Below are 17,905 nucleotides of genomic sequence, written 5' to 3' on the forward strand. Positions count from 1 at the left end.
AACTGCAATGTCACAGACAAATAATACAATTTTATAAATAATTGTTGCACGGTCTACCTATGTAGCTTTGTAATTAGGCTCATCAGGTAAGGCAGAGCCGGGATGGAATTCTATTTTAATTCATGTATAGACATCCACGAATTTTCGCCATTGTATTACGAAACAATTGCAAATGCCTACAAATTTTCATTTTGTAAGGCTATGTTAAAATTATAATTTACATTTAGCCTTTGTTGGGGAATAGCTATGGGTTCCCTATGTAAATAAAGTTTAAATACAGACTAAATTATATGCCGCATTATATAGCTAAGAAAATAGCACAAATTGCACCAATGCTTGAAGAAGCTCTGGTTGACCTCTTCGAATTGCACAGAGATGAAATTACGGCATTGGAAACTATAGACGGTATTTCATTTGATATTATCCCAAGCGCTTATCAAACGTATGCTGCTATCTCATTCCGCCAGCAGTCGGATTACCTGAGTATGGACCCCTATAATGAAGACCGCGCCCTGATGTACAGCCCGGGCGACTGGGAATATTACAGCCTGCTGGAATATCGTACCTGCAAATCTGAAAAGTTCAGGGAAACAGCAAAGGCGATATTCCGCCTGTATGAGGAAATATATGAAGAGGTTGGCGAATATGACGGCATACAGCAGGACATCAATCACCTGCTTTACTCGGCTATAGCCGAAGGAGCGATGCAGCGGGCGGTTGCAGCAAAATTGCAGGAATGCGGAGTAGATGCCCCAATTATAGACGACCGTTTCCAATATGGCTTTGACTATATGGTGACGGATACAGACAGTCCTGTAGCCTTCAATTATTGCGACTTGATAGTAGCTAACAGGATGACAAAAATGGTAGACAAAAAGCTAATAGATAAGGTGTTTTCAAAAATGGATATTAAGTCAAGCCCTGAAAAAGAACTTATTGAAATTGAAAAGATTTTCGGCGCTTTCTTTACAAAGCATCATTTCAAATTAAAATCCTCAGACACTCAGGAGATCGTCTATGAGAATGAATATTCGAAGTTGCTGTTTAATTTTGATAATTACGGGTCACGATGGGGTTATATGGGGCCGCCGGTTATCTGCTATGTAAACGCAGCAACAGGTAAATGGTATTCGACAAAATCACTGGTTGAAAAACTTTTTTATATCGATTTTGACGCATTGTTCAACAATTATTTCAGGATAAAGGAATTGGGTTACTATGAGTCCTACCATAAGATAATTACCGAGTACCTGGAAAATATTATGAATGACACTATGTTTTCGTGGGAGGAAGGATTCAATTAAATTATGGGCGTTAAAGAATATTGCATAAGGATATACGAACTGTTGTGCGAGGTTGGGGAATCCAACTGGTCCAATGGCTTTAGGGGACTGATCGCTGAACTTGAAGTCTCCGAAAACGTATCGGTTTACAGGAAGATCATCAGTATTTATGGTGGTGCGGGGTCGTTTAATGACCTGGTGCTGTATAAAGGCGGGGTGCTTTGCGTGGAAGAGAACAACGAGCTGAACGCGCTCAGGAATGGGCTTTATAACAAGATTGCAGAAAAATGGACTTAAAAGAATTGCACGACAAACTGGTAGCGGAAGGCTGCAACCGGTTTTGCATTGAAGGCATTGGGCAGCAAAGCGACGACGACGTGGAGCAGCTGGGACTGAACGATGGCAAATGGGAAGTGCGCTATTTTGAGCGCGGGCGGGCAGAGAAGACCCTGTTTTCCACAGCAGATAAAGACGAAGCGATACGGTACTATTACAACTATATCATGAAAATAGAGCATTGGCACATTATCGCCTTTACGCGCTCGTTTGATATATTTAATGCACATAAGGAGAAACTGGAAGCTGCCGGGATAAAAACGATTCAGAATGACATCCCGTACTATGCCGGCCCGGAAGATCGTGTGTACAGGTTGTTCGTGACCAATAAAGACATTTTTAAGGCAAGGGAAATATTTGATGTAGTCCCTTATTATGATGAGAATTTAAAAAGGTAGAAGTAAATACTTATGATGACAGACCGGGAACTTTTTGAAATACTTAAGCTGCATATTGAGCAGGGGGATTGCCGCACGGAAGAAGTCTCAGCTATTTTATCGGGATATAAAAACGCTGGCGGGGAGCAGGAAACAGCAAAAAGCCTGGCGGAAGAACTGGCCGGGATTTTTTCGGGCGACGAAGATTTACAGGACAGGGCCTACGATATATATGATATTGTAACCGGATGGTGCCCGCCCGGGCTAAAGGTTTGGGAGAAAAAAATAAAAGAGCCGGTAACCGACGGTATGCGCTTTGAGGATGAGGACACCGGAGTGGTATTTAACCATTTTTCATTCTGCGAATTTATAAAGCACATTATGGTAGCTTATGCCCACATGAGCTATGAGGAGGCAGATGAAAAGGTAATGGATTCGTTTGTGGCATACGTTCCGCGTACGTTAAGCCACGTAATGTTTTATACAGGGGAACTGGATTATCACTGGGCAATGCTTCTCGCGCATGGCGATATGTACTGGACAAAGGGCATCCCCAGCAATTACAATGGCTTTGTGGAGGAATACCTTCTTTGGTCTGCAGGGGTGAGGCAAAAATACAACCTGAAAAAAGCGTATCATTACTACGATAAAGTATAGTAACTGTTTAAATTTTGCAAAGATTAATTTTTAACCACATAGAAGCATAGCTTTTAGATGACGGATATAGTGTGGAATTGAGTTACACAGAGCCTGAAGCTACGCTTCACTATGTTAGCTATCTCCACTTAGGATTAATAAAGAATTACAAATGCTATGTTTCTATGTGGTAAAATAAATTTTAAACAGTTACATAATATTTTTGAAATGGCAGCAGAATTGCAAATATACAGTATCTATAAGCTTCAGGATGAGGATAAATATTACCTGCTGCGAACGGAACGGCCTGCTTTTTCGAACGCTTCCCAAAGCGAGGAGGATGCGGCTGGAACTGCCGAACAAAACAATCGTAGCCGGATGTTAAAACATATCAGCCCCGATGGTTTTGAGCTTATCGGCGAACTGCAAAACTCCCCTGTAGGTGAGGCGCTGTATGCCGCAAGCGGAAAGAGAGGATTGGATATTTATTATATGGAAACCGAATTCGGGCATCCATGGGTCGTTTTGGGAAACGCAACGTCTGAAGAGGAGTTCCTTTCCGCCCTGGATGACGATGAAGACCTGTTACGATTACAGCCAATAGGCCGGCCTGTAAAGATCACAGTGGATTTTTTAACGGAGGAAGTTCTGCTTTAATTTTAAAATCAAGTACATGATACAGAAACCATCATTTATAACAAGCATCACTATAGGTGGGGAAACTCATGAGATAAAAGTCTACGGGAACGTAGATAAGAGTGACGACATGATTTACTACACCTTTGCCCTCAACGACGAGAACATGATCGTGCTGTCAAAATTCGATGGTGACGAGTGGAGAATCGCTAATACTATTAGGAAGAATAACGACATCGCTAAGCTATTGGGAAAAATAATTGATAATAATAACAAAAATGACAGATAAAGATCTATATGACCGTATATGCGATTTACAATCTACTGATGTAAGCCTCGAAACCTATTTGCTTTCGCTTCTGAAGCTTGTTGAGAAAGAAAAATCAAGGGAAGATGTTCCTGCCGAACTGTTCCTGCAAATTTTACAGGATGCTTTTACAGCGGAACCGGCTGAATTTAATGCCGAATGGCTGAAAATAAAAGAGGCCCCAAAAGAAGATTCCAATGCAAGCGGTTTTGATTATGCCGTAGCCGTTATCCAATTCCAGATATCGGATCTCCATAAAATGAAAGGAAAACAACTGGATGATCCGTATAAAAGTTTTGGTATCGATTCTGAAACCGGCGAACGATGGTATAATTTTGACCCGATGGGCAATTTAGAATGTGGGGCAAGATGCTGCGTTGATGGCGGTAGCGATGAAAACGATTATGAGGTCCTGGATTGGGGCTTTTTAGGACACCTTCTCGAAATGGGCAGGATATACGAATAATACAAACAAATAAAATCCATATAACTTGTTATAAATGAAAAATCTGAATTTTATCGAATCGGCTGCCCACAACCGGGAAAGGCAGAACAAATCCCTCCGGAATATAATGGTGCTTACACTGATATGCGCTATACCTGCCGCAATTTCGAGGCTGTTCTTTTGGGATCATACCCGGGAGGCCATGGTGAGGGTAAAGGGTATGTGGGTACAAACCGAAGTCGGATGGCCGGCAAGCGTGTTTGGTTATGGCAGCTTTTTCGCCATCGCATTTGCCCTTTTTTATATTTACATCCGTTTTAAGCATGACCTGAAACAGCCATCATTCGGGGTAACCGCTGACGGTATATTCATTAACCAGCAAATGCTTCGTAATGCTTTCGTTCCCTGGAGTAACATCCAAAAGGCCGAGCTGCTGGGCCCGCCCGAAAGCCCTTTCATGCGATTGACCTTTAAGGATTATAATGCCCTGATCAAGGGCCAGCCCTTTATGCTGAAATCTATTGCGAAGGCAAATTTTAAGTCAATTCCCGTGCTTAGTATTACAAAAAGCGAGACTATTGGCAACATCCGTAAAATGTATGATATAATCCATGATAAGATAATACCGGTATTACATTACGGCAATATGGGCCCTGATGTCTTAGATGACATTGCCTTCAAATAAGAGGCGAACCCCGGGAACAGGTCTTGAGAAAATAAAAAAATAAACCAATAAAATAAATAAAAATGAAAAAATTATTAGTAATCCTTATTGCCCTTGGAGGCACAGCTTTAATGAACGGACAAACTATCGAATCGGGCAGCCACAGCACAGCTGGCTACATTAAAAGTGACGGGACTATCGAGAACAGCAGCCACTCTACTAAGGGCTACATTAAAAGCAACGGAACGATAGAGAATAGCAGCCACAGCACCATAGGCTACATTAAAAGCGACGGCACTATAGAGAATGGCAGCCACTCTACCGTTGGGTACGTTAAAAGCAACGGTACAGTAGAGAACAGCAGCCACAGCACCATCGGTTACATCAAAGACGATGGAACGGTTGAAAATTCCAGCCACAGTACTATTGGTTATGCCAGGGGCGTAAAAAAGGAATGGGCTGCCGTAGCATTCTTTTTCTTTAAATTTTAGTAACCGTTTAAATTTGTAAAAACAAAACGTAAATGTCATATTGAGCGCAGTCGAAATACGGCATTTACTTTTGTTTTTGCTTCTCAACTGCGCTCGAAGCGACAACAAAGCCGACAATATTTTAAATTTAAACAGGTACAAACGGATAGTTCAAATTACAACCAACCACTATAAAAATTTATGAGCACTAAAGCACAGGAATGGGCTGAAAGCTACTTCAGCAGGCTTGAAAAAGCAATTGTGGCATTACAAAACCATGACCTGGTAAGCAGGGTCAACTTCATTAAATATCCCGGCGCAACCGGTGAGGAGATAGCCGAAGCCGAAGCAAAAATTTACGAAGAGCAGGCAGATAACAGCGAAAACAACGAAACCGATGCGCCGGAAGAGCCATTTGCCTTCAATGCGTATATAAAGGCTTTTTACAAAATCAGCAATGGCCTGCACGTGTCGTGGCATTCGGTAATTTTCCCTGAAACGGAAGCTATAGATCCCGGCGGAAAATTCCCGATAGCAAAAGACGATGATGACTATAAAGAGGGATGGATATCGATCCTGCCCATAGAAGGCCTGGCAGATTCGATTGGCTTTGACCTGTATGGCGACCCGCAGGAAACTTCGCTGGGTGAATCGGAAGAGGCCGATGGTGCACTGTTCAACTATTTTGACGGCTTCAACTATTACAACGATGCCTGTATCATACTAAGAAATGGCAATCATTCCATTGCTTTTGGCACTGATCACAGCGCTTCGTATGACGAGCCGCATGCCTGCGACTTTGTAATCTACATGGAATATGCACTTTCTACATTCTTCTCGGTAGAATGCCGCTCTGAGGAGCTGTACTTTTCCGACAGGAACACAGTACACCCCGAACTTGAAAAAATGGTGGAAACCCAGGACTACAGCAACCTCGAAACGCTGCTGAAGAACAACAGGCATACGGATATTGATTCGGTAATTGCTTTGGGCTATGAGGAAAAAGGGAACCAATATGCCGATGAGGACTATAGGGAAGAACTTCCCGAAGCCATCTCGGAACGATTGAACGCATTAATAGGAGAATAAAAAGTTGTGCTCGATCTGCAACGATTTTTAGTCATAATCCATTAAAGAGTTGATACAATGTAGAGGCGTTGCATTGCAACGTCTAATATACAATTCACGTTAAAAATAAAAACATACTATGGATACAACCAATAAACCATTTGAGATACGATTTTACAAGGAGGAGATGTTCGATGAGAGCAGGCTTTATATGGAGGCTTCTTCCGGCTGCCTGCTCGGGGACATGGCCAGCACCGTAACACTGGTAAACAATCCGGCCGAACATACCTGCATGGGCTCGGGAACGCCGTCCAACACCCGCGATGTGGGCATTGGGTCGGCATTTCACAAAGTGATGAAACAGGCATTCGCCGATTCTCCCGATGACGAGTACCTTACCTTTCATATCAATACGAAAATAAAAACAGCCGAAAAGCCGGTAAATGAACTTGAAGCAAAGCATACCGTGCGGGTAAAGAACCCGCTCTTAGGTGTAAAGCGGGAAGACTGGCCGGAGTGGGATGAACCGCAGTTTGAAATGCCGGAGATACTGCCCGACGGAATGCAGGAAGCGCCAAAACAGGATGATTTTACAATAACCATATCGCCGCAATATGCCGGGGGAGATATGTTCGATTTCCTTGATGAGACAGGGCATTTTGTGCTTACGGTACTTTCAGACCTATCCATTAAAAAGTTTGATGTTACTGCACAGCTGATGCATGAATGGCGAAAGGAAAACGTGTCGGTTGAGGTAAATCCGAGGGCCAAAGGGCACGAGATCACGGTGGAACTTTCTAAAAACCTGCTGGACCAGGTGAAGGGACTTGGCAGCTACAGCCATGGTGAGTATGAAAAATTTGATTATTTCTTTGAACTGGAAATCACCGGCGCTGACGATAAAAAACACAAACGGAAAGTATCTGTTGCGTTGCCAAACCCTTATTATGCAGCAATTGCCGATGAAAAAGATACTGCCGGTATGGCTCTGGCTGAGGTATTCCAAAAGAAATACGGGGAAGACATTGCGGAACTGGACATTGAAACCCAGCCGGGCTGGTGGGCGTGGAAAAAAGACGGCATATCGTTTCAGTACGGGTGGAAGGATGAAGAGATCGTTCTGTACCGCTACCTGGGCGCCGAAGATTACAATGCCGATGGGGATGAAGTATGGGAGGCTATGCAGCAACTTACCATGTTTGCCGACGGCGCAGGCGAGATTGTATATGTAGACAACTACTTTGTATTAAAGTATGAGTTCAGTGCGGAGGGATTGGATGCGGGCGATCTGGAAACGAAGCTGGAAGAGTTTGAGGACATTGCCGAATCGGGTGAGATGGCGAAGTTCCTTGAGCAATATGGGGGTGAAAGCTAATACTAACGGTTTTGCAAATGGATGAGATAAAAATAGAGGATATTGATAATTATGCAATTAACGAACTGAGTCAGTATCTATTTGGTACCGGGGCACCTACGCGTGCTATTGCTCAAAAGAAAATTGCTGATATTACCACATCTGACCTGCTTTACCTGCTAAGGCGGCGCTGTTATACTGACATCGCCGCCCTGTTGGCTATCAGGGAAATGGAGGTGAATGGCTTTTACGGCCATAGCTTTAAATACGATGAAAGGACGGTAACACAGCAGGATATACTTAAAGAGCTGCTATTGCTGCCTGATTCTTTTTGGAATACCAACCAGCGGTCTTTTCATAAATTGAAGCCTTTTGCAGAGACGAATAGTATCCATGCGAACCTGCCCCACAAAGTTGTGGCCCAATTTTTAGAATTCAGCCCTGAGCCAATTGTCTGGAGTAAAAAGGATATAGGCCAAATGGTATATCTGGAAGCAATGGGTGCATTAAGCCTGTTCCTTACAGCTATGGATATGCTACGGCAGCTTAAACGTGCGGTTGATGAGGGAATCAAGGCAACGCTGGACTGGGAGGGCAACACGTTTGATATCAACAATGTCGCGGATATAAGAGAACACATTCTTCCATTAATAACCGAAGACCCTGATTATCTTGAAGATTATGAGGAGGTTTTAGATAAAGAAGTAAAAATATGTTTTTAAGATATCCGTTTTCGATGCTGCTTATTACTTATGCCTTAGTAAGTTCTTGCGGAAAAAGGCCAGACGAAAAACAGCCAGCCATAGCAGCTGAGGAAAGCCAAAACCCATTTGAAGATAAGGATAAGGACATCCCTCCTTCAAATGGGGCTTCGCTTTGGGATTGCGGGGAGTATATAGACAGGGCCAATCCACCGGACACCCTGAAAATACCTAAATAAAGACCATACGGCACTGCCCGCCGTTTAATGGCATAACCAAATCTAAGATAATGAGCTATACAAAGCACACTGAAATAACCGGTATTGAGGCCCCCCTGCGGATTGATGCATCTGCGGACGGAAAATGGCTTGCGGTAACTTCTTTTGATAAAAAACTAAGGCTTTATGATGCCGCAACTTTTGAATTGGCGAAAACCGTGCACCTCGCGACTTCTTTTCCAAACATATTAAAGTTTACCACAGACAGCAGCAGACTTGTGGCAGGAGGAAAAAGCACCTCTGTTTTCGACCTGTCACCTTCCCCAAAAGATGGACTGCCAACCCTGAAAAAACTAGCCAGCTTTGCAAAAGTTAAACAGGACCCGCAAAACTGCATTCCCGACCACGATGGCCGGCATTTGTGGACTGTCGGTGGTGAGCTTTACGCACCTTCAGACCATTTTATAAGGAAATGGGATATGGAAACAGGTGAGCTGAAAGAAAAATGGCCGCTCAAAGATCGTACCGATGGAATAGATATATCTCACAACGGCCTTTGGCTGGTGATAAGCCAGAATTACGGGAACGTGAAAATGTTTGAGCTGGCTACAGGGAATCTTATGTGGGATCATGGATCGGGAAGATCTTCGGCACAATCGGTAGCTTTTTCCAACGATGACAATATCGTGTATATGGGAATGTCTTCGCTATTGGGTGGCCCGGCTGAAATATACGCGATCCGGTCGGCTACAGGAGAACTGATACAGCCAATGCTGGCACTTCCATTCGAAAAATATTCGGTAAACCAGGTAACCGTCATGAAAAGCGGCAATTTGCTGTTGAGCCTGTTTTTCCAAAGAGAAGATAAAAGCATGGTACTGATCGTTGACCCGGTCTCAGGAAACATTGTCTGGCAAAGCGATAAATATGAAAGATGGAACGGCCGCCATGCAGTATCAGCAGACGAAAAATATATTTATTGCACATGGAAAAAGCCGGATAAAGTTTTAATATTTAAAATCAGCGGAGAATAACAGCTAAGAATAAGAATTTAAAAAAATAGTTTTAAAAACAACATTTTCACCTGCAATTTTGTCTGTAACAAATGGGGAGGAAAAAATTAATTTAAATATGTTATTAAGAAATGGACATTAAACATCTTGTTTTCAATAAAAGCGATGATACCGCTTCGACAGATAAAACTGCGATAAACTATCCCGATCCCGCAGAGGTAATGACTAACACGCAGTATTTTGATCAGAAAATTATCTTGCCAAGATATACTTTCCCCGGACATTTAATCAAAGAAGAATACAACGGTCTGGCTTTTCACTATATCGCGATACCTTCTTTTTTGGAGTATGCCGACTTTAGGCTGACTGCCGATAATAAATATGAGCTTCTAAGTTTTGACGGCAAACCTGTTGAGGAATTCTCCGAAGAATTCCTTAAAGAGTGCGTAAAGGGAATGGAAGATAATTTTGAAGGTGCTAAAGATATACCGGAATATCAGTCGCTCACCGAAAATGAAAGCCCTTACAATAACGATACCCGGTTAATCATTGGTAAAATAAAATGGTTTAAGAACACCTACCTTAGAGAAGCTACCGAGGAAGAGAATGAGGAATTTGAAGAGTTTGAGAGCGGGAATGATTATAGTTACGATCACGATGCCTATAAAACAGAATCGGACGGTTACAGAACAGATTTTAGCCTGCCTATACTACAAGATGAGAATGGTGATGTTCTTGAATTTGTAGGAAGGTTGGTTTCCAGTAGCTTAACAGGTACTTATTACTTGTTTTTTTCTCCTAAAACCAGGTTGATACGCCAAATTTTTCAATGGCACGGGCGGGTAAGAAAATACATTAGCTTAAAAGAAACAAAAGACCCGAATGAATTTGCAGCAGCAGTTAAGGAATTAGACGATCCGGCAGCGGTATTGGAAAATGCAGCACTTTTTGAACGGAAGGTGATTTTGCCAAAATATACTGTACCGGGCCACTTTATTAAAAAGGAATATAATGGACTTGATTTTCACTTTGTCATCACCCCGATTTTTAGCGATTATATTGATTTCAGGCTGATGGCCGGCAATAAGTATGAGGTTATTGGCCTCGACGGTACACCGGTGAGTGAGATCACTGAAGAATATATAAAGGGGGCAATTGCCGAAATGGATAGTGATTTTGATGAAATGGCTACGAAGCCTGCCTATTTTGTGGTTGATAAAACAGACAATAAGAGTAATCATATAAATAGTTTGTGTATCTGTGTGGGCACCGACCCTTCATGGGATCAGGGAACTTTTGAAAGGGAAAAGACGGATGAAGAGGGAGAATGGGATGAAGACCTGTCTTATGTTGATGACAGTAATGAGGAGCTTTGGGATAATGATTATATAACCGATTACACTTTACCGGTGTTTAAGGATGAAAATGGCGACACGCTTGCGTTTGTTTGCAAGCTTTATGCCGGTAGTGTCTTTGGCACATATTACTTGTTTTTCTCCCCTAAGACAAGATTGGTACGCCAGTTTTTTCAGTGTACTTAGCTTACACTGGAGGATATCGCACAAATATAATTGTAAAGAGAGAATGAATGGGGATAAAAGCCCGTTAAACAAAATAAACCTAATAGTATGAAAAATATCAAATTAGCCGAACTCGACAAATATGACGGCAACTCAAATTTTGAACTTATAGAAGGCAACATTTATAAAGACATCGAAGAGGACCACTATGTATTCGCACTTAGCTACGAACTTGAAGACGAGGAGGATTCACAATATCCTTTGGAAGACATACTGGATAAATTTTACCTGCATGTATCCGATTTTATTGATGAGGAGCGCTACAATACTTCGAAAGACGTAACCCTTGAACTGGGAGGAAACCTTAATAATGTGAAAGAAGCAATTAGTATAATCATAGGCAAGAGGGTTTATAATGAAGAATATGATGATGAAAAAGGCGTTACAAGGGTAAGGCTGGTAATTGAGTAAGGAGAGGAGATGAGAGACAGGAAGATAATAGATAATAGACATAGAGATGACAGATAACAACGACGAACAATACATTGCACATTACAACCTGAAGCAGGAGGCATTGGAAAATATTTTAGGCCCTTCGGCAGATGTTATAGGCCATGCCATGATACCTTTCGGGGTAATTGCCGGAATGAAGATAGGATCGGTGGATATGCATTATTTCCCGAACCACATCGGAGGTACCGGCTTTACTACCATGGAACTCATCGGTACCGATGGCAAAGGACCCAAACCCAACAAAAAAGGAACCTACGAATTGGTGGCTTTTACAAAGCAGCCGTTCAACGACATTAACCTGGATCCTCCCACGCCATTCAATATAATGGAAAGGCGTATCTGCGAAACGTTCACTCAGATCGCAGGAGCAGCGCAGGAAAAGGCATTCAACCCCTATGAGATATGCCAGATAAAAGGAAGTGACGGCAAGCCAAGGTATATCATTTTTGATGTGTACAAGGAATTTAAGATCGGAAAGAGCAGGCACCACCTGTTGCTTTGCCTTGAAATATTCGAGGAAGAGCTGGTTACCGTGGAGAACTTTGGCCACAAGGGATTTGTAGAGATGCTAAAAATGATAAAAATATACCCCTACAGCGACCTCGACAGGAACTGGGTGGGCATTAAAAAATAAACCATGATACAATTATTGATAAACGAACCTTCTGAAAATATCATTGACGACACCAGTTTTGGCGGGCTTCCCGTGAAAGAAGCAGGAACTGTACCGTTATGGCCCGGATGTTCGTGCGGGGCGGAATTGCAATACCAGGGAAAAATTAAAACCGATATAGGCTACGAACTGATATTTATGTACAACTGTGATGATTGGGGAGATAGCCCGGTTGTTATCGTAGATGCTGAAAACATTGAGTTTTATAGTCCCGAAAACGCTGAAGTTGCACTCAGGGCAACAGAATATGGTGTCAAAATCATCGAAACGGATGAAGAGGACTATGAGACGGCAAGGGAAAACTGGGAAGGGAACAGAAGGCAGGTATTAGGGCAACTTTACGGCGAACCTTCCTGGCTGCAGGGGGATGAAACGCCAAAATGTAGCTGCTGCAATAAAAAAATGAGGTTTGTGGCCCAACTGGAAGAAGGGCCCGACCATAAAACAGCTATGAATTTCGGTGGCGGCTCCGGATATTTATTTGACTGTAAAGAAGGAAGGACAGCGAAGTTCCTATTTCAGTGTTAGTAGCAAGGCTTAAAGAATAAACGACTATGGATACCATGAAACGCGACTACGTAAAAGCCAATCTTTCGCCGCTAAACAAGCAGCTGAACAAACACGGTGGGCTAGAAAATAAGATCAAATTAACCAAGCTCACTCCGGGGCAGGTTGACTTCCTGTACGAACTGATGACAGAACATCTTGAAGGTTATATAGAATATGCCCGCGAAGACATATTTGATTTTCACAGGGAAGAGATGCAGCGATTTATCAACAACCCCCCTTACGAAGGTTGGAAGTTGCCGGTAGAGATCCACGGCATTATACTGCCCGAAAATTTTGACGGTGCGTTTGAATGGGAATTGCAGATTGGCAGGACATGGTTCGGAGGGACGCAAAAGGGGCTTATAATGAAAGGCTGGGAAATAGATGACGAGTATATTGTGTAATAAAAAAGCTGTCTCAAAAGGTTTTATTCAGGACTTTTGAGACAGCTTTATTTCTACCAAAACAATGCAGGTTTCCCTTTTCGGAATATTATCCTGAAGTCTTCATAATGGTTGCCGTTGCCTATGGTATGGGTATCCCGATGTCCTGCGCCCAGCCTCAGCTTGTGTACCATGCCCGAGTAGCTGCCCACCCATAGCGTTTTGCCATCGTCTGAAAGGCACATCCCATTGATGGTCGAGCCAAGGAAGTGGCGCCAAAGATTTTTACCCTGTTTGTCGAACGCCTTTATGTAGCCGTTGGCGTCACCCAGGATGTAATAACCATCGGCCGCTACACCGGCATATACCCTCATGCTTTCGTCAATATCCACATAATCTTCGCTGTCCTGATAGGTCTCCAGATTTGAGGTAGCTACACCTATGGTGACCCCGTTATAAAAATGGCATGAATTGGTAATGAGCTGGTCGTCATTCGAAGCAAAAAGGCAAAAATGGGGATAGCTTGATTCTGGCCCTATCTCGCCGATCTGCTCACCCGATGCGTTTAATACCCGATGCGAACCGTCCTGGTCGGCCACTACGATATAGCGGTTGTCATTGGATATATCGGCATTTTCCATTGACAGGCTGATGCCCGGTTCCTCATCCTCTTCCAGTTCCTCATCTTCATCCGGTTCCGGGTGGATGAGTTTTTCACCTTCGGCGGACAAAAGATAAATCCCCTCAGGAGCTACAAGCACTACCGTTTTGCCATCGTTGAAAGGCAATAGCTGTGTCATTGTTGATTCTTTGAGTGCATCGAGCGTAAAAGTGGCGATTACCTCTCCGTCCCATCCCTGCACTGTGGTGAGTACACCATCTGTAAGTACAGCAAATACATTGCCCTGCTTTGATTTGCCCACTGCCTTTACAGAAGGATCCAGTTCCATGAGTTTGTCACCATCAAGGATATATCCCTGCGGCTCCTGGTTATAGGCCCTTACAAAAAAGATTATTTTTTCATCGCCGATAAAACTGAACAACTCAATATTCTGCTGATTGTTTTTAATGTAGGCCAGTAGCGGGCTGTCCGACGGAGGGAATGCCTCGCGAAAGGCCGCTACCGTACCAGATTCATTCGCTTCGTGCAGCAGGCGCACTACTTCGTCAGCCAGGTGTTCGCGTTCATCCACCGGCTCTTCACCTTCCCATTTGTCCCAGCCGTGTGTTTCGCCAAAGGCTACCATTTCGTTAATGCCCGTCCCGTAGGCCGCGCCTTTTTCATTCCATTCTTTTTGTATATCTGAATGTAAATCCATATTTTGTTTGTATTAATTATTTAATATACATCAGTTTGCCGGCTCAACCACAAACCCATTCTTCGAACGGATGTATTCTATTAGGTTTGGAAAATTATTGTACGCATCAACCATAATCCCTACAGGATCTTCAGTGGGAATGATGCCCATTTCGTCAGCCATCCATTTCCGGAAAGGCAGGAAATCGGGATGATTTTTCGAGTAATCCTTGCTGATGCGTTCGCACCGTTCTTTATTGAAAAAAGTATAAGGGTCTGTCATATACGATTCCCAACCCATTTTTAAGCTATGCGCATTATCGGCTAAGATAAAACTAATCTTAATGACCAGCGCAAGGCAATGGACACTGAAGAAGTCATGCAGGTTTGCCGCAACCACAGAATGTGTCCCCTGCTTCGAAATTCCTACTACGGGCTGGTTTGCCAGGTCTTTGCCTTCAATGCTGTTCCAAAAACAATAGGTTTCATGTATACCGTTGAAATAAAACGGGATAAATTCATTCATCACATTACTGTTGATTACCGCCTCAAGGTTTTGTTTCCACTCCTCCGGAGTACTTGTATTGATGAAACGTTCTGTTTTAGGGTCGGGAAATTCCAGTGTTTTGGGAAATTCATAGAATTTCACCAGTAATTCCGGCAGCTCCCCATTCGGGAAATTTGATGCTGTTTTTTGTATGTCCATACACTTATTTATCATTTAGCAGGGCGATGATCTCTTCGTTGCCCGTTTGCAATGCCAGTGTTTTTGGTGTCACGCCAAAGCGGCCCTTACGGTCCGGGTCGGCACCCCTTTCAAGCAGCAGCTTTACAGCTTCTACGCGCTTTGATCCTACGGCATCAAACAATGGGGAACACTTGTCCGCGTTCAGCACATCCACTTTAATCCCTGCATCAATGAGCTTTACAACAACTGCATTACGCCCTCCGCCTGCCGCGGCATGAAGCGCTGTCCTTGTGTTGCCGTGTCCGGGGCGTTTAAGGGGTGCCTTCTCGGCCAGCAACAATTCAACCACTGCCAGATACCCGTTTTGGCTGGCGTAAAAAAGCCCTTCGGCAAGGCCTTTATCCCTGTCTTCCTTTGTTGTATTAAGTGTCAACAGGTATTCAAGCGTTTCCATATGGCCGTTTTGTGACGCAAGGGCAATTGCTTCACACAGCAAGTCGTTTTCGTTATAAAGTGTTTTAACATCTTCAAGCCTGTTTCCTGAGGCTGCATTATCCATAGCTATGTTCATGTTGTTTAAATTTTAGGTTAATCCTATTGCGCCATATTTTTGGCCTTAATATTTGCCGCTATTAGCGACAATTTTTAGTTTAACGGTCATACTTTACCGCGGGAAGTGTTACAGGCGTTGGATTAGCAAGAACCCATTTCACGCCAAGTTCAGCCAGCCTTCTGGTATTCTTGTCTGTTTTTCGTTTTACCTCGCTGACGATTCTGGACAATTCGCTGATATCTTCAGCAGATAATGGCTTGCCCTGTTGCACGAACCCTAAAAAAGCATCTGCCATAACTTTGTAATCATCATCCCAGTTTATTCCGCCATTGCCTTCCAGTTCGTCCAGAATACGTCCCGAAATGCGGGTCACCTCGCCCTGCATCGTTTGCGCGGGGCCACTCGACGGGACCAGCAGTTCCCATAGCTCATTGTGCTGCTTTTGCCACGTTTCTGCCTTGACAGTTATAGGTGATTTACCGTCATGCAAAACCCGCCTGGGTACTGGCGTTACCTCAAAAAGGCTATAAAGCTCATCCAGCGCATCACTAAATTCCTGTACATGATCGGCATTAAATCTAGGACGATGAAACTCAAATTCTGTCCCGATTTTAGTCACCAGCCCTTTCATCTTCTCTGTTTTCGCGGCACCTGCATTCAGTAGTATCTTTGCAATTTCAACCGTATTCACGATGTCGATATTACGGCAAAAGAACAGGGTGAACTCTAAAGGTGAAGAGTCGCTTTCATCCGACCCATAGCTGAATGGGTAAGATGTTAACGCATCAGCTTTTGCGCCGTGCTCCAATAATATTCTTACATTTTCAACAGCATGGTTCTTTGCCGCACAATGCAGGGGTGTACCATTTTTATTATTGATACTTATATCAGCGCCAAGCTCAAGAAGGCTTTTAATGTTGGCAATATTATATTCTGAACGGTGCTGCAGCGGGGTGTAGTCATATTGGTTAACCGCTTCAATATCCAACCCTTTTTCAACCAGCCATTTGGCTAATTCGTGCGGGCATTCCGTAAAAGCCAGGGCTGTCTGTTTGCCATAGCCGCCACGTGCATCAATTTCGCATTTGTCAAATACACCAATTATCTCCTCCATATCTCCTCTCTTCAGGATGTCTGAAAAGTCTGTTGGCAGGGTTTTTCTTTTTTTTGCCATTTATCGTTAAATTGGGTGGTACTTATACCGTTAAAGTCCGGCCATGTATGATATTATGTAAAAACGCCCGTTTTTAAAGGGCGTTTTAGGTATTATCTGTTAGCTTATTGCTTCAGTAGTGCAATATTCTTAATGTGCGATAAGCTTTCGTACTTCGTAGCTTCGCTACCCCATTCGTTTGGCCTGGAAAAGGTAAAGGAAAGGGAATCGATGTGTATACTCCTCCAGTTGTCCGGGTTGTTGAAATCTAGGTCCCTGTGACCGTTGATGTGGTTGATCCTGAAAAGGCCCACCCTGGTCGTGCCAAAAAGGTCATCGGTCATGCGCACCACTTTCCTGTCCATCTGGCCAAGGCTGTAAATAGCATACACTTCCATCCCTTCAAGCTCAAATTCTACATCATCATGGTTTCCGGAAAGGATGAGCTCCCTTTGCCCGGGCGTAAATTCGGTATTATCATCCTTACCTTCCAGTGCTATAACGGTATTGTAAATACTTGGGTTAGCCTCTTCTTCAACTTCTTCTTCATATTCAGGCTCCTCTCTGCGGCCATTGTCGTAAACGGTTATCTCCTGCGTAATGGATGGGTCGAAGAGATCGAGCGTTTCCTTAATGTCCACTTCGCATTCCAGGAAAAATGTAATACCATTCCTTTGTGCATTCTCGGGGGTATCACCGCCCCATTCAGACAACGCTGCGGGCACGTCCATATCTTTAACCCAGTAACCGTAAGAAACCTCACCGCCGCCTTCTACCGTGCAGGGGAATTCCTTTACCCATTCACCGTTGCGCTCTGTTGTGGCACACCTATCGGCAGTCCTGGTCTCAGTTCCCAACTCGATCTTCTCCTCAACATTGTTAACGGTGCGCTTGGCGTAGAAGGTACCTTTAACACCTATTACAGTCACGGGATCTTTACCCGACTTAACGTTTACTGTTGCCTTGATCATCGGGTCGAAGTATGCCCATGGATTCTCTACATACAAAAATTCCAGTTTTACACCGGTGACGCCCACCATGCTCTTTATCTTGTCAAAAAATCCCATA

Annotated in this window: 24 protein-coding genes; 19 read left to right on the forward strand and 5 right to left on the reverse strand. The window is 43.5% G+C overall.

Features of this window, described 5'->3' with window-relative positions; translation table 11 throughout:
* The first annotated feature begins 290 nt into the window (after positions 1-290).
* From AAEO56_RS11035 to AAEO56_RS11125, 19 genes are all read left to right on the forward strand, one after another.
* Entirely contained in the window at positions 291-1,304 is a 1,014-nt protein-coding gene (locus tag AAEO56_RS11035) for a hypothetical protein (protein ID WP_341697112.1), read from the forward strand.
* A 3-nt stretch (positions 1,305-1,307) separates the two neighbouring features.
* Positions 1,308-1,580 carry a DUF6966 domain-containing protein gene (locus tag AAEO56_RS11040; protein ID WP_341697113.1) on the forward strand — a complete coding sequence of 91 codons (273 nt, stop codon included), beginning with the start codon at positions 1,308-1,310 and terminating at the stop codon, positions 1,578-1,580.
* Positions 1,571-2,017 (forward strand): hypothetical protein, encoded by a 447-nt coding sequence (locus tag AAEO56_RS11045; protein WP_341697114.1) that lies wholly within the window; start codon positions 1,571-1,573, stop codon positions 2,015-2,017. The genes AAEO56_RS11040 and AAEO56_RS11045 overlap by 10 nt, the downstream gene beginning before the upstream one ends.
* Positions 2,018-2,029: 12 nt before the next feature.
* Entirely contained in the window at positions 2,030-2,653 is a 624-nt protein-coding gene (locus AAEO56_RS11050; RefSeq protein WP_341697115.1) for a hypothetical protein, read from the forward strand.
* 207 nt (positions 2,654-2,860) lie between these two features.
* A complete protein-coding gene (locus tag AAEO56_RS11055; RefSeq protein ID WP_341697116.1) occupies positions 2,861-3,289 on the forward strand; it encodes a hypothetical protein in 429 nt (142 codons plus the stop codon).
* A gap of 16 nt (positions 3,290-3,305) precedes the next feature.
* Positions 3,306-3,557, forward strand: coding sequence for a hypothetical protein (locus AAEO56_RS11060; RefSeq protein WP_341697117.1), 252 nt, complete (start codon positions 3,306-3,308; stop codon positions 3,555-3,557).
* Positions 3,547-4,041: a hypothetical protein gene (locus AAEO56_RS11065; RefSeq protein WP_341697118.1), complete on the forward strand. Its 495-nt coding sequence runs from the start codon at positions 3,547-3,549 to the stop codon at positions 4,039-4,041. The genes AAEO56_RS11060 and AAEO56_RS11065 overlap by 11 nt, the downstream gene beginning before the upstream one ends.
* A 34-nt stretch (positions 4,042-4,075) precedes the next feature.
* On the forward strand, positions 4,076-4,705 hold the full coding sequence (locus tag AAEO56_RS11070) for a hypothetical protein (protein WP_341697119.1): 630 nt from the start codon (positions 4,076-4,078) through the stop codon (positions 4,703-4,705).
* Between the two features lie 62 nt (positions 4,706-4,767).
* Positions 4,768-5,175, forward strand: a complete 408-nt coding sequence (locus AAEO56_RS11075; protein WP_341697120.1) for a 5-fold beta-flower protein — start codon at positions 4,768-4,770, stop codon at positions 5,173-5,175.
* A 180-nt stretch (positions 5,176-5,355) separates the two neighbouring features.
* On the forward strand, positions 5,356-6,243 hold the full coding sequence (locus tag AAEO56_RS11080) for a hypothetical protein (RefSeq protein WP_341697121.1): 888 nt from the start codon (positions 5,356-5,358) through the stop codon (positions 6,241-6,243).
* 118 nt (positions 6,244-6,361) lie between these two features.
* Positions 6,362-7,597 (forward strand): hypothetical protein, encoded by a 1,236-nt coding sequence (locus tag AAEO56_RS11085; protein WP_341697122.1) that lies wholly within the window; start codon positions 6,362-6,364, stop codon positions 7,595-7,597.
* Between the two features lie 17 nt (positions 7,598-7,614).
* Positions 7,615-8,298 (forward strand): hypothetical protein, encoded by a 684-nt coding sequence (locus AAEO56_RS11090; RefSeq protein WP_341697123.1) that lies wholly within the window; start codon positions 7,615-7,617, stop codon positions 8,296-8,298.
* On the forward strand, positions 8,289-8,516 hold the full coding sequence (locus AAEO56_RS11095) for a hypothetical protein (protein WP_341697124.1): 228 nt from the start codon (positions 8,289-8,291) through the stop codon (positions 8,514-8,516). Before AAEO56_RS11090 ends, AAEO56_RS11095 begins: the two co-directional genes overlap by 10 nt.
* 50 nt (positions 8,517-8,566) lie before the next feature.
* Positions 8,567-9,529: a WD40 repeat domain-containing protein gene (locus tag AAEO56_RS11100; protein ID WP_341697125.1), complete on the forward strand. Its 963-nt coding sequence runs from the start codon at positions 8,567-8,569 to the stop codon at positions 9,527-9,529.
* A 110-nt stretch (positions 9,530-9,639) separates the two neighbouring features.
* Positions 9,640-11,049, forward strand: coding sequence for a hypothetical protein (locus tag AAEO56_RS11105; protein ID WP_341697126.1), 1,410 nt, complete (start codon positions 9,640-9,642; stop codon positions 11,047-11,049).
* 87 nt (positions 11,050-11,136) lie between these two features.
* Positions 11,137-11,499: a hypothetical protein gene (locus AAEO56_RS11110; RefSeq protein ID WP_341697127.1), complete on the forward strand. Its 363-nt coding sequence runs from the start codon at positions 11,137-11,139 to the stop codon at positions 11,497-11,499.
* Positions 11,500-11,545: 46 nt separating this feature from the next.
* Entirely contained in the window at positions 11,546-12,175 is a 630-nt protein-coding gene (locus AAEO56_RS11115) for a hypothetical protein (protein ID WP_341697128.1), read from the forward strand.
* A gap of 3 nt (positions 12,176-12,178) precedes the next feature.
* Positions 12,179-12,742 carry a hypothetical protein gene (locus AAEO56_RS11120; RefSeq protein WP_341697129.1) on the forward strand — a complete coding sequence of 188 codons (564 nt, stop codon included), beginning with the start codon at positions 12,179-12,181 and terminating at the stop codon, positions 12,740-12,742.
* Between the two features lie 35 nt (positions 12,743-12,777).
* Positions 12,778-13,167 carry a hypothetical protein gene (locus AAEO56_RS11125; RefSeq protein WP_341697130.1) on the forward strand — a complete coding sequence of 130 codons (390 nt, stop codon included), beginning with the start codon at positions 12,778-12,780 and terminating at the stop codon, positions 13,165-13,167.
* 53 nt (positions 13,168-13,220) lie between these two features.
* Here AAEO56_RS11125 and AAEO56_RS11130 read toward each other — a convergent pair whose 3' ends face one another.
* The 5 genes from AAEO56_RS11130 to AAEO56_RS11150 form a co-directional block, all read right to left on the reverse strand.
* Positions 13,221-14,465 (reverse strand): WD40 repeat domain-containing protein, encoded by a 1,245-nt coding sequence (locus AAEO56_RS11130; protein WP_341697131.1) that lies wholly within the window; start codon positions 14,463-14,465, stop codon positions 13,221-13,223.
* Positions 14,466-14,495: 30 nt separating this feature from the next.
* On the reverse strand, positions 14,496-15,149 hold the full coding sequence (locus AAEO56_RS11135; RefSeq protein ID WP_341697132.1) for a hypothetical protein: 654 nt from the start codon (positions 15,147-15,149) through the stop codon (positions 14,496-14,498).
* Positions 15,150-15,153: 4 nt separating this feature from the next.
* Positions 15,154-15,702: an ankyrin repeat domain-containing protein gene (locus AAEO56_RS11140; RefSeq protein WP_341697133.1), complete on the reverse strand. Its 549-nt coding sequence runs from the start codon at positions 15,700-15,702 to the stop codon at positions 15,154-15,156.
* Between the two features lie 79 nt (positions 15,703-15,781).
* The gene (locus tag AAEO56_RS11145) at positions 15,782-16,858 is read right to left on the reverse strand and encodes an ankyrin repeat domain-containing protein (RefSeq protein ID WP_341697134.1); all 1,077 of its coding nucleotides are present in this window, start codon (positions 16,856-16,858) and stop codon (positions 15,782-15,784) included.
* 104 nt (positions 16,859-16,962) lie between these two features.
* The gene (locus AAEO56_RS11150; protein ID WP_341697135.1) at positions 16,963-17,904 is read right to left on the reverse strand and encodes a hypothetical protein; all 942 of its coding nucleotides are present in this window, start codon (positions 17,902-17,904) and stop codon (positions 16,963-16,965) included.
* Position 17,905: the final 1 nt, after the last annotated feature.

The sequence above is a fragment of the Flavobacterium arundinis genome (genome assembly GCF_038289855.1).
Classification (GTDB): domain Bacteria; phylum Bacteroidota; class Bacteroidia; order Flavobacteriales; family Flavobacteriaceae; genus Flavobacterium; species Flavobacterium arundinis.

Coding starts and splice junctions, on each gene's coding strand:
- AAEO56_RS11035 (WP_341697112.1), top strand. CDS start 291: ATGCCGCATTATATAGCTAAGAAAATAGCACAAATTGCACCAATGCTT.
- AAEO56_RS11040 (WP_341697113.1), top strand. CDS start 1,308: ATGGGCGTTAAAGAATATTGCATAAGGATATACGAACTGTTGTGCGAG.
- AAEO56_RS11045 (WP_341697114.1), top strand. CDS start 1,571: ATGGACTTAAAAGAATTGCACGACAAACTGGTAGCGGAAGGCTGCAAC.
- AAEO56_RS11050 (WP_341697115.1), top strand. CDS start 2,030: ATGATGACAGACCGGGAACTTTTTGAAATACTTAAGCTGCATATTGAG.
- AAEO56_RS11055 (WP_341697116.1), top strand. CDS start 2,861: ATGGCAGCAGAATTGCAAATATACAGTATCTATAAGCTTCAGGATGAG.
- AAEO56_RS11060 (WP_341697117.1), top strand. CDS start 3,306: ATGATACAGAAACCATCATTTATAACAAGCATCACTATAGGTGGGGAA.
- AAEO56_RS11065 (WP_341697118.1), top strand. CDS start 3,547: ATGACAGATAAAGATCTATATGACCGTATATGCGATTTACAATCTACT.
- AAEO56_RS11070 (WP_341697119.1), top strand. CDS start 4,076: ATGAAAAATCTGAATTTTATCGAATCGGCTGCCCACAACCGGGAAAGG.
- AAEO56_RS11075 (WP_341697120.1), top strand. CDS start 4,768: ATGAAAAAATTATTAGTAATCCTTATTGCCCTTGGAGGCACAGCTTTA.
- AAEO56_RS11080 (WP_341697121.1), top strand. CDS start 5,356: ATGAGCACTAAAGCACAGGAATGGGCTGAAAGCTACTTCAGCAGGCTT.
- AAEO56_RS11085 (WP_341697122.1), top strand. CDS start 6,362: ATGGATACAACCAATAAACCATTTGAGATACGATTTTACAAGGAGGAG.
- AAEO56_RS11090 (WP_341697123.1), top strand. CDS start 7,615: ATGGATGAGATAAAAATAGAGGATATTGATAATTATGCAATTAACGAA.
- AAEO56_RS11095 (WP_341697124.1), top strand. CDS start 8,289: ATGTTTTTAAGATATCCGTTTTCGATGCTGCTTATTACTTATGCCTTA.
- AAEO56_RS11100 (WP_341697125.1), top strand. CDS start 8,567: ATGAGCTATACAAAGCACACTGAAATAACCGGTATTGAGGCCCCCCTG.
- AAEO56_RS11105 (WP_341697126.1), top strand. CDS start 9,640: ATGGACATTAAACATCTTGTTTTCAATAAAAGCGATGATACCGCTTCG.
- AAEO56_RS11110 (WP_341697127.1), top strand. CDS start 11,137: ATGAAAAATATCAAATTAGCCGAACTCGACAAATATGACGGCAACTCA.
- AAEO56_RS11115 (WP_341697128.1), top strand. CDS start 11,546: ATGACAGATAACAACGACGAACAATACATTGCACATTACAACCTGAAG.
- AAEO56_RS11120 (WP_341697129.1), top strand. CDS start 12,179: ATGATACAATTATTGATAAACGAACCTTCTGAAAATATCATTGACGAC.
- AAEO56_RS11125 (WP_341697130.1), top strand. CDS start 12,778: ATGAAACGCGACTACGTAAAAGCCAATCTTTCGCCGCTAAACAAGCAG.
- AAEO56_RS11130 (WP_341697131.1), bottom strand. CDS start 14,465: ATGGATTTACATTCAGATATACAAAAAGAATGGAATGAAAAAGGCGCG.
- AAEO56_RS11135 (WP_341697132.1), bottom strand. CDS start 15,149: ATGGACATACAAAAAACAGCATCAAATTTCCCGAATGGGGAGCTGCCG.
- AAEO56_RS11140 (WP_341697133.1), bottom strand. CDS start 15,702: ATGAACATAGCTATGGATAATGCAGCCTCAGGAAACAGGCTTGAAGAT.
- AAEO56_RS11145 (WP_341697134.1), bottom strand. CDS start 16,858: ATGGCAAAAAAAAGAAAAACCCTGCCAACAGACTTTTCAGACATCCTG.
- AAEO56_RS11150 (WP_341697135.1), bottom strand. CDS start 17,904: ATGGGATTTTTTGACAAGATAAAGAGCATGGTGGGCGTCACCGGTGTA.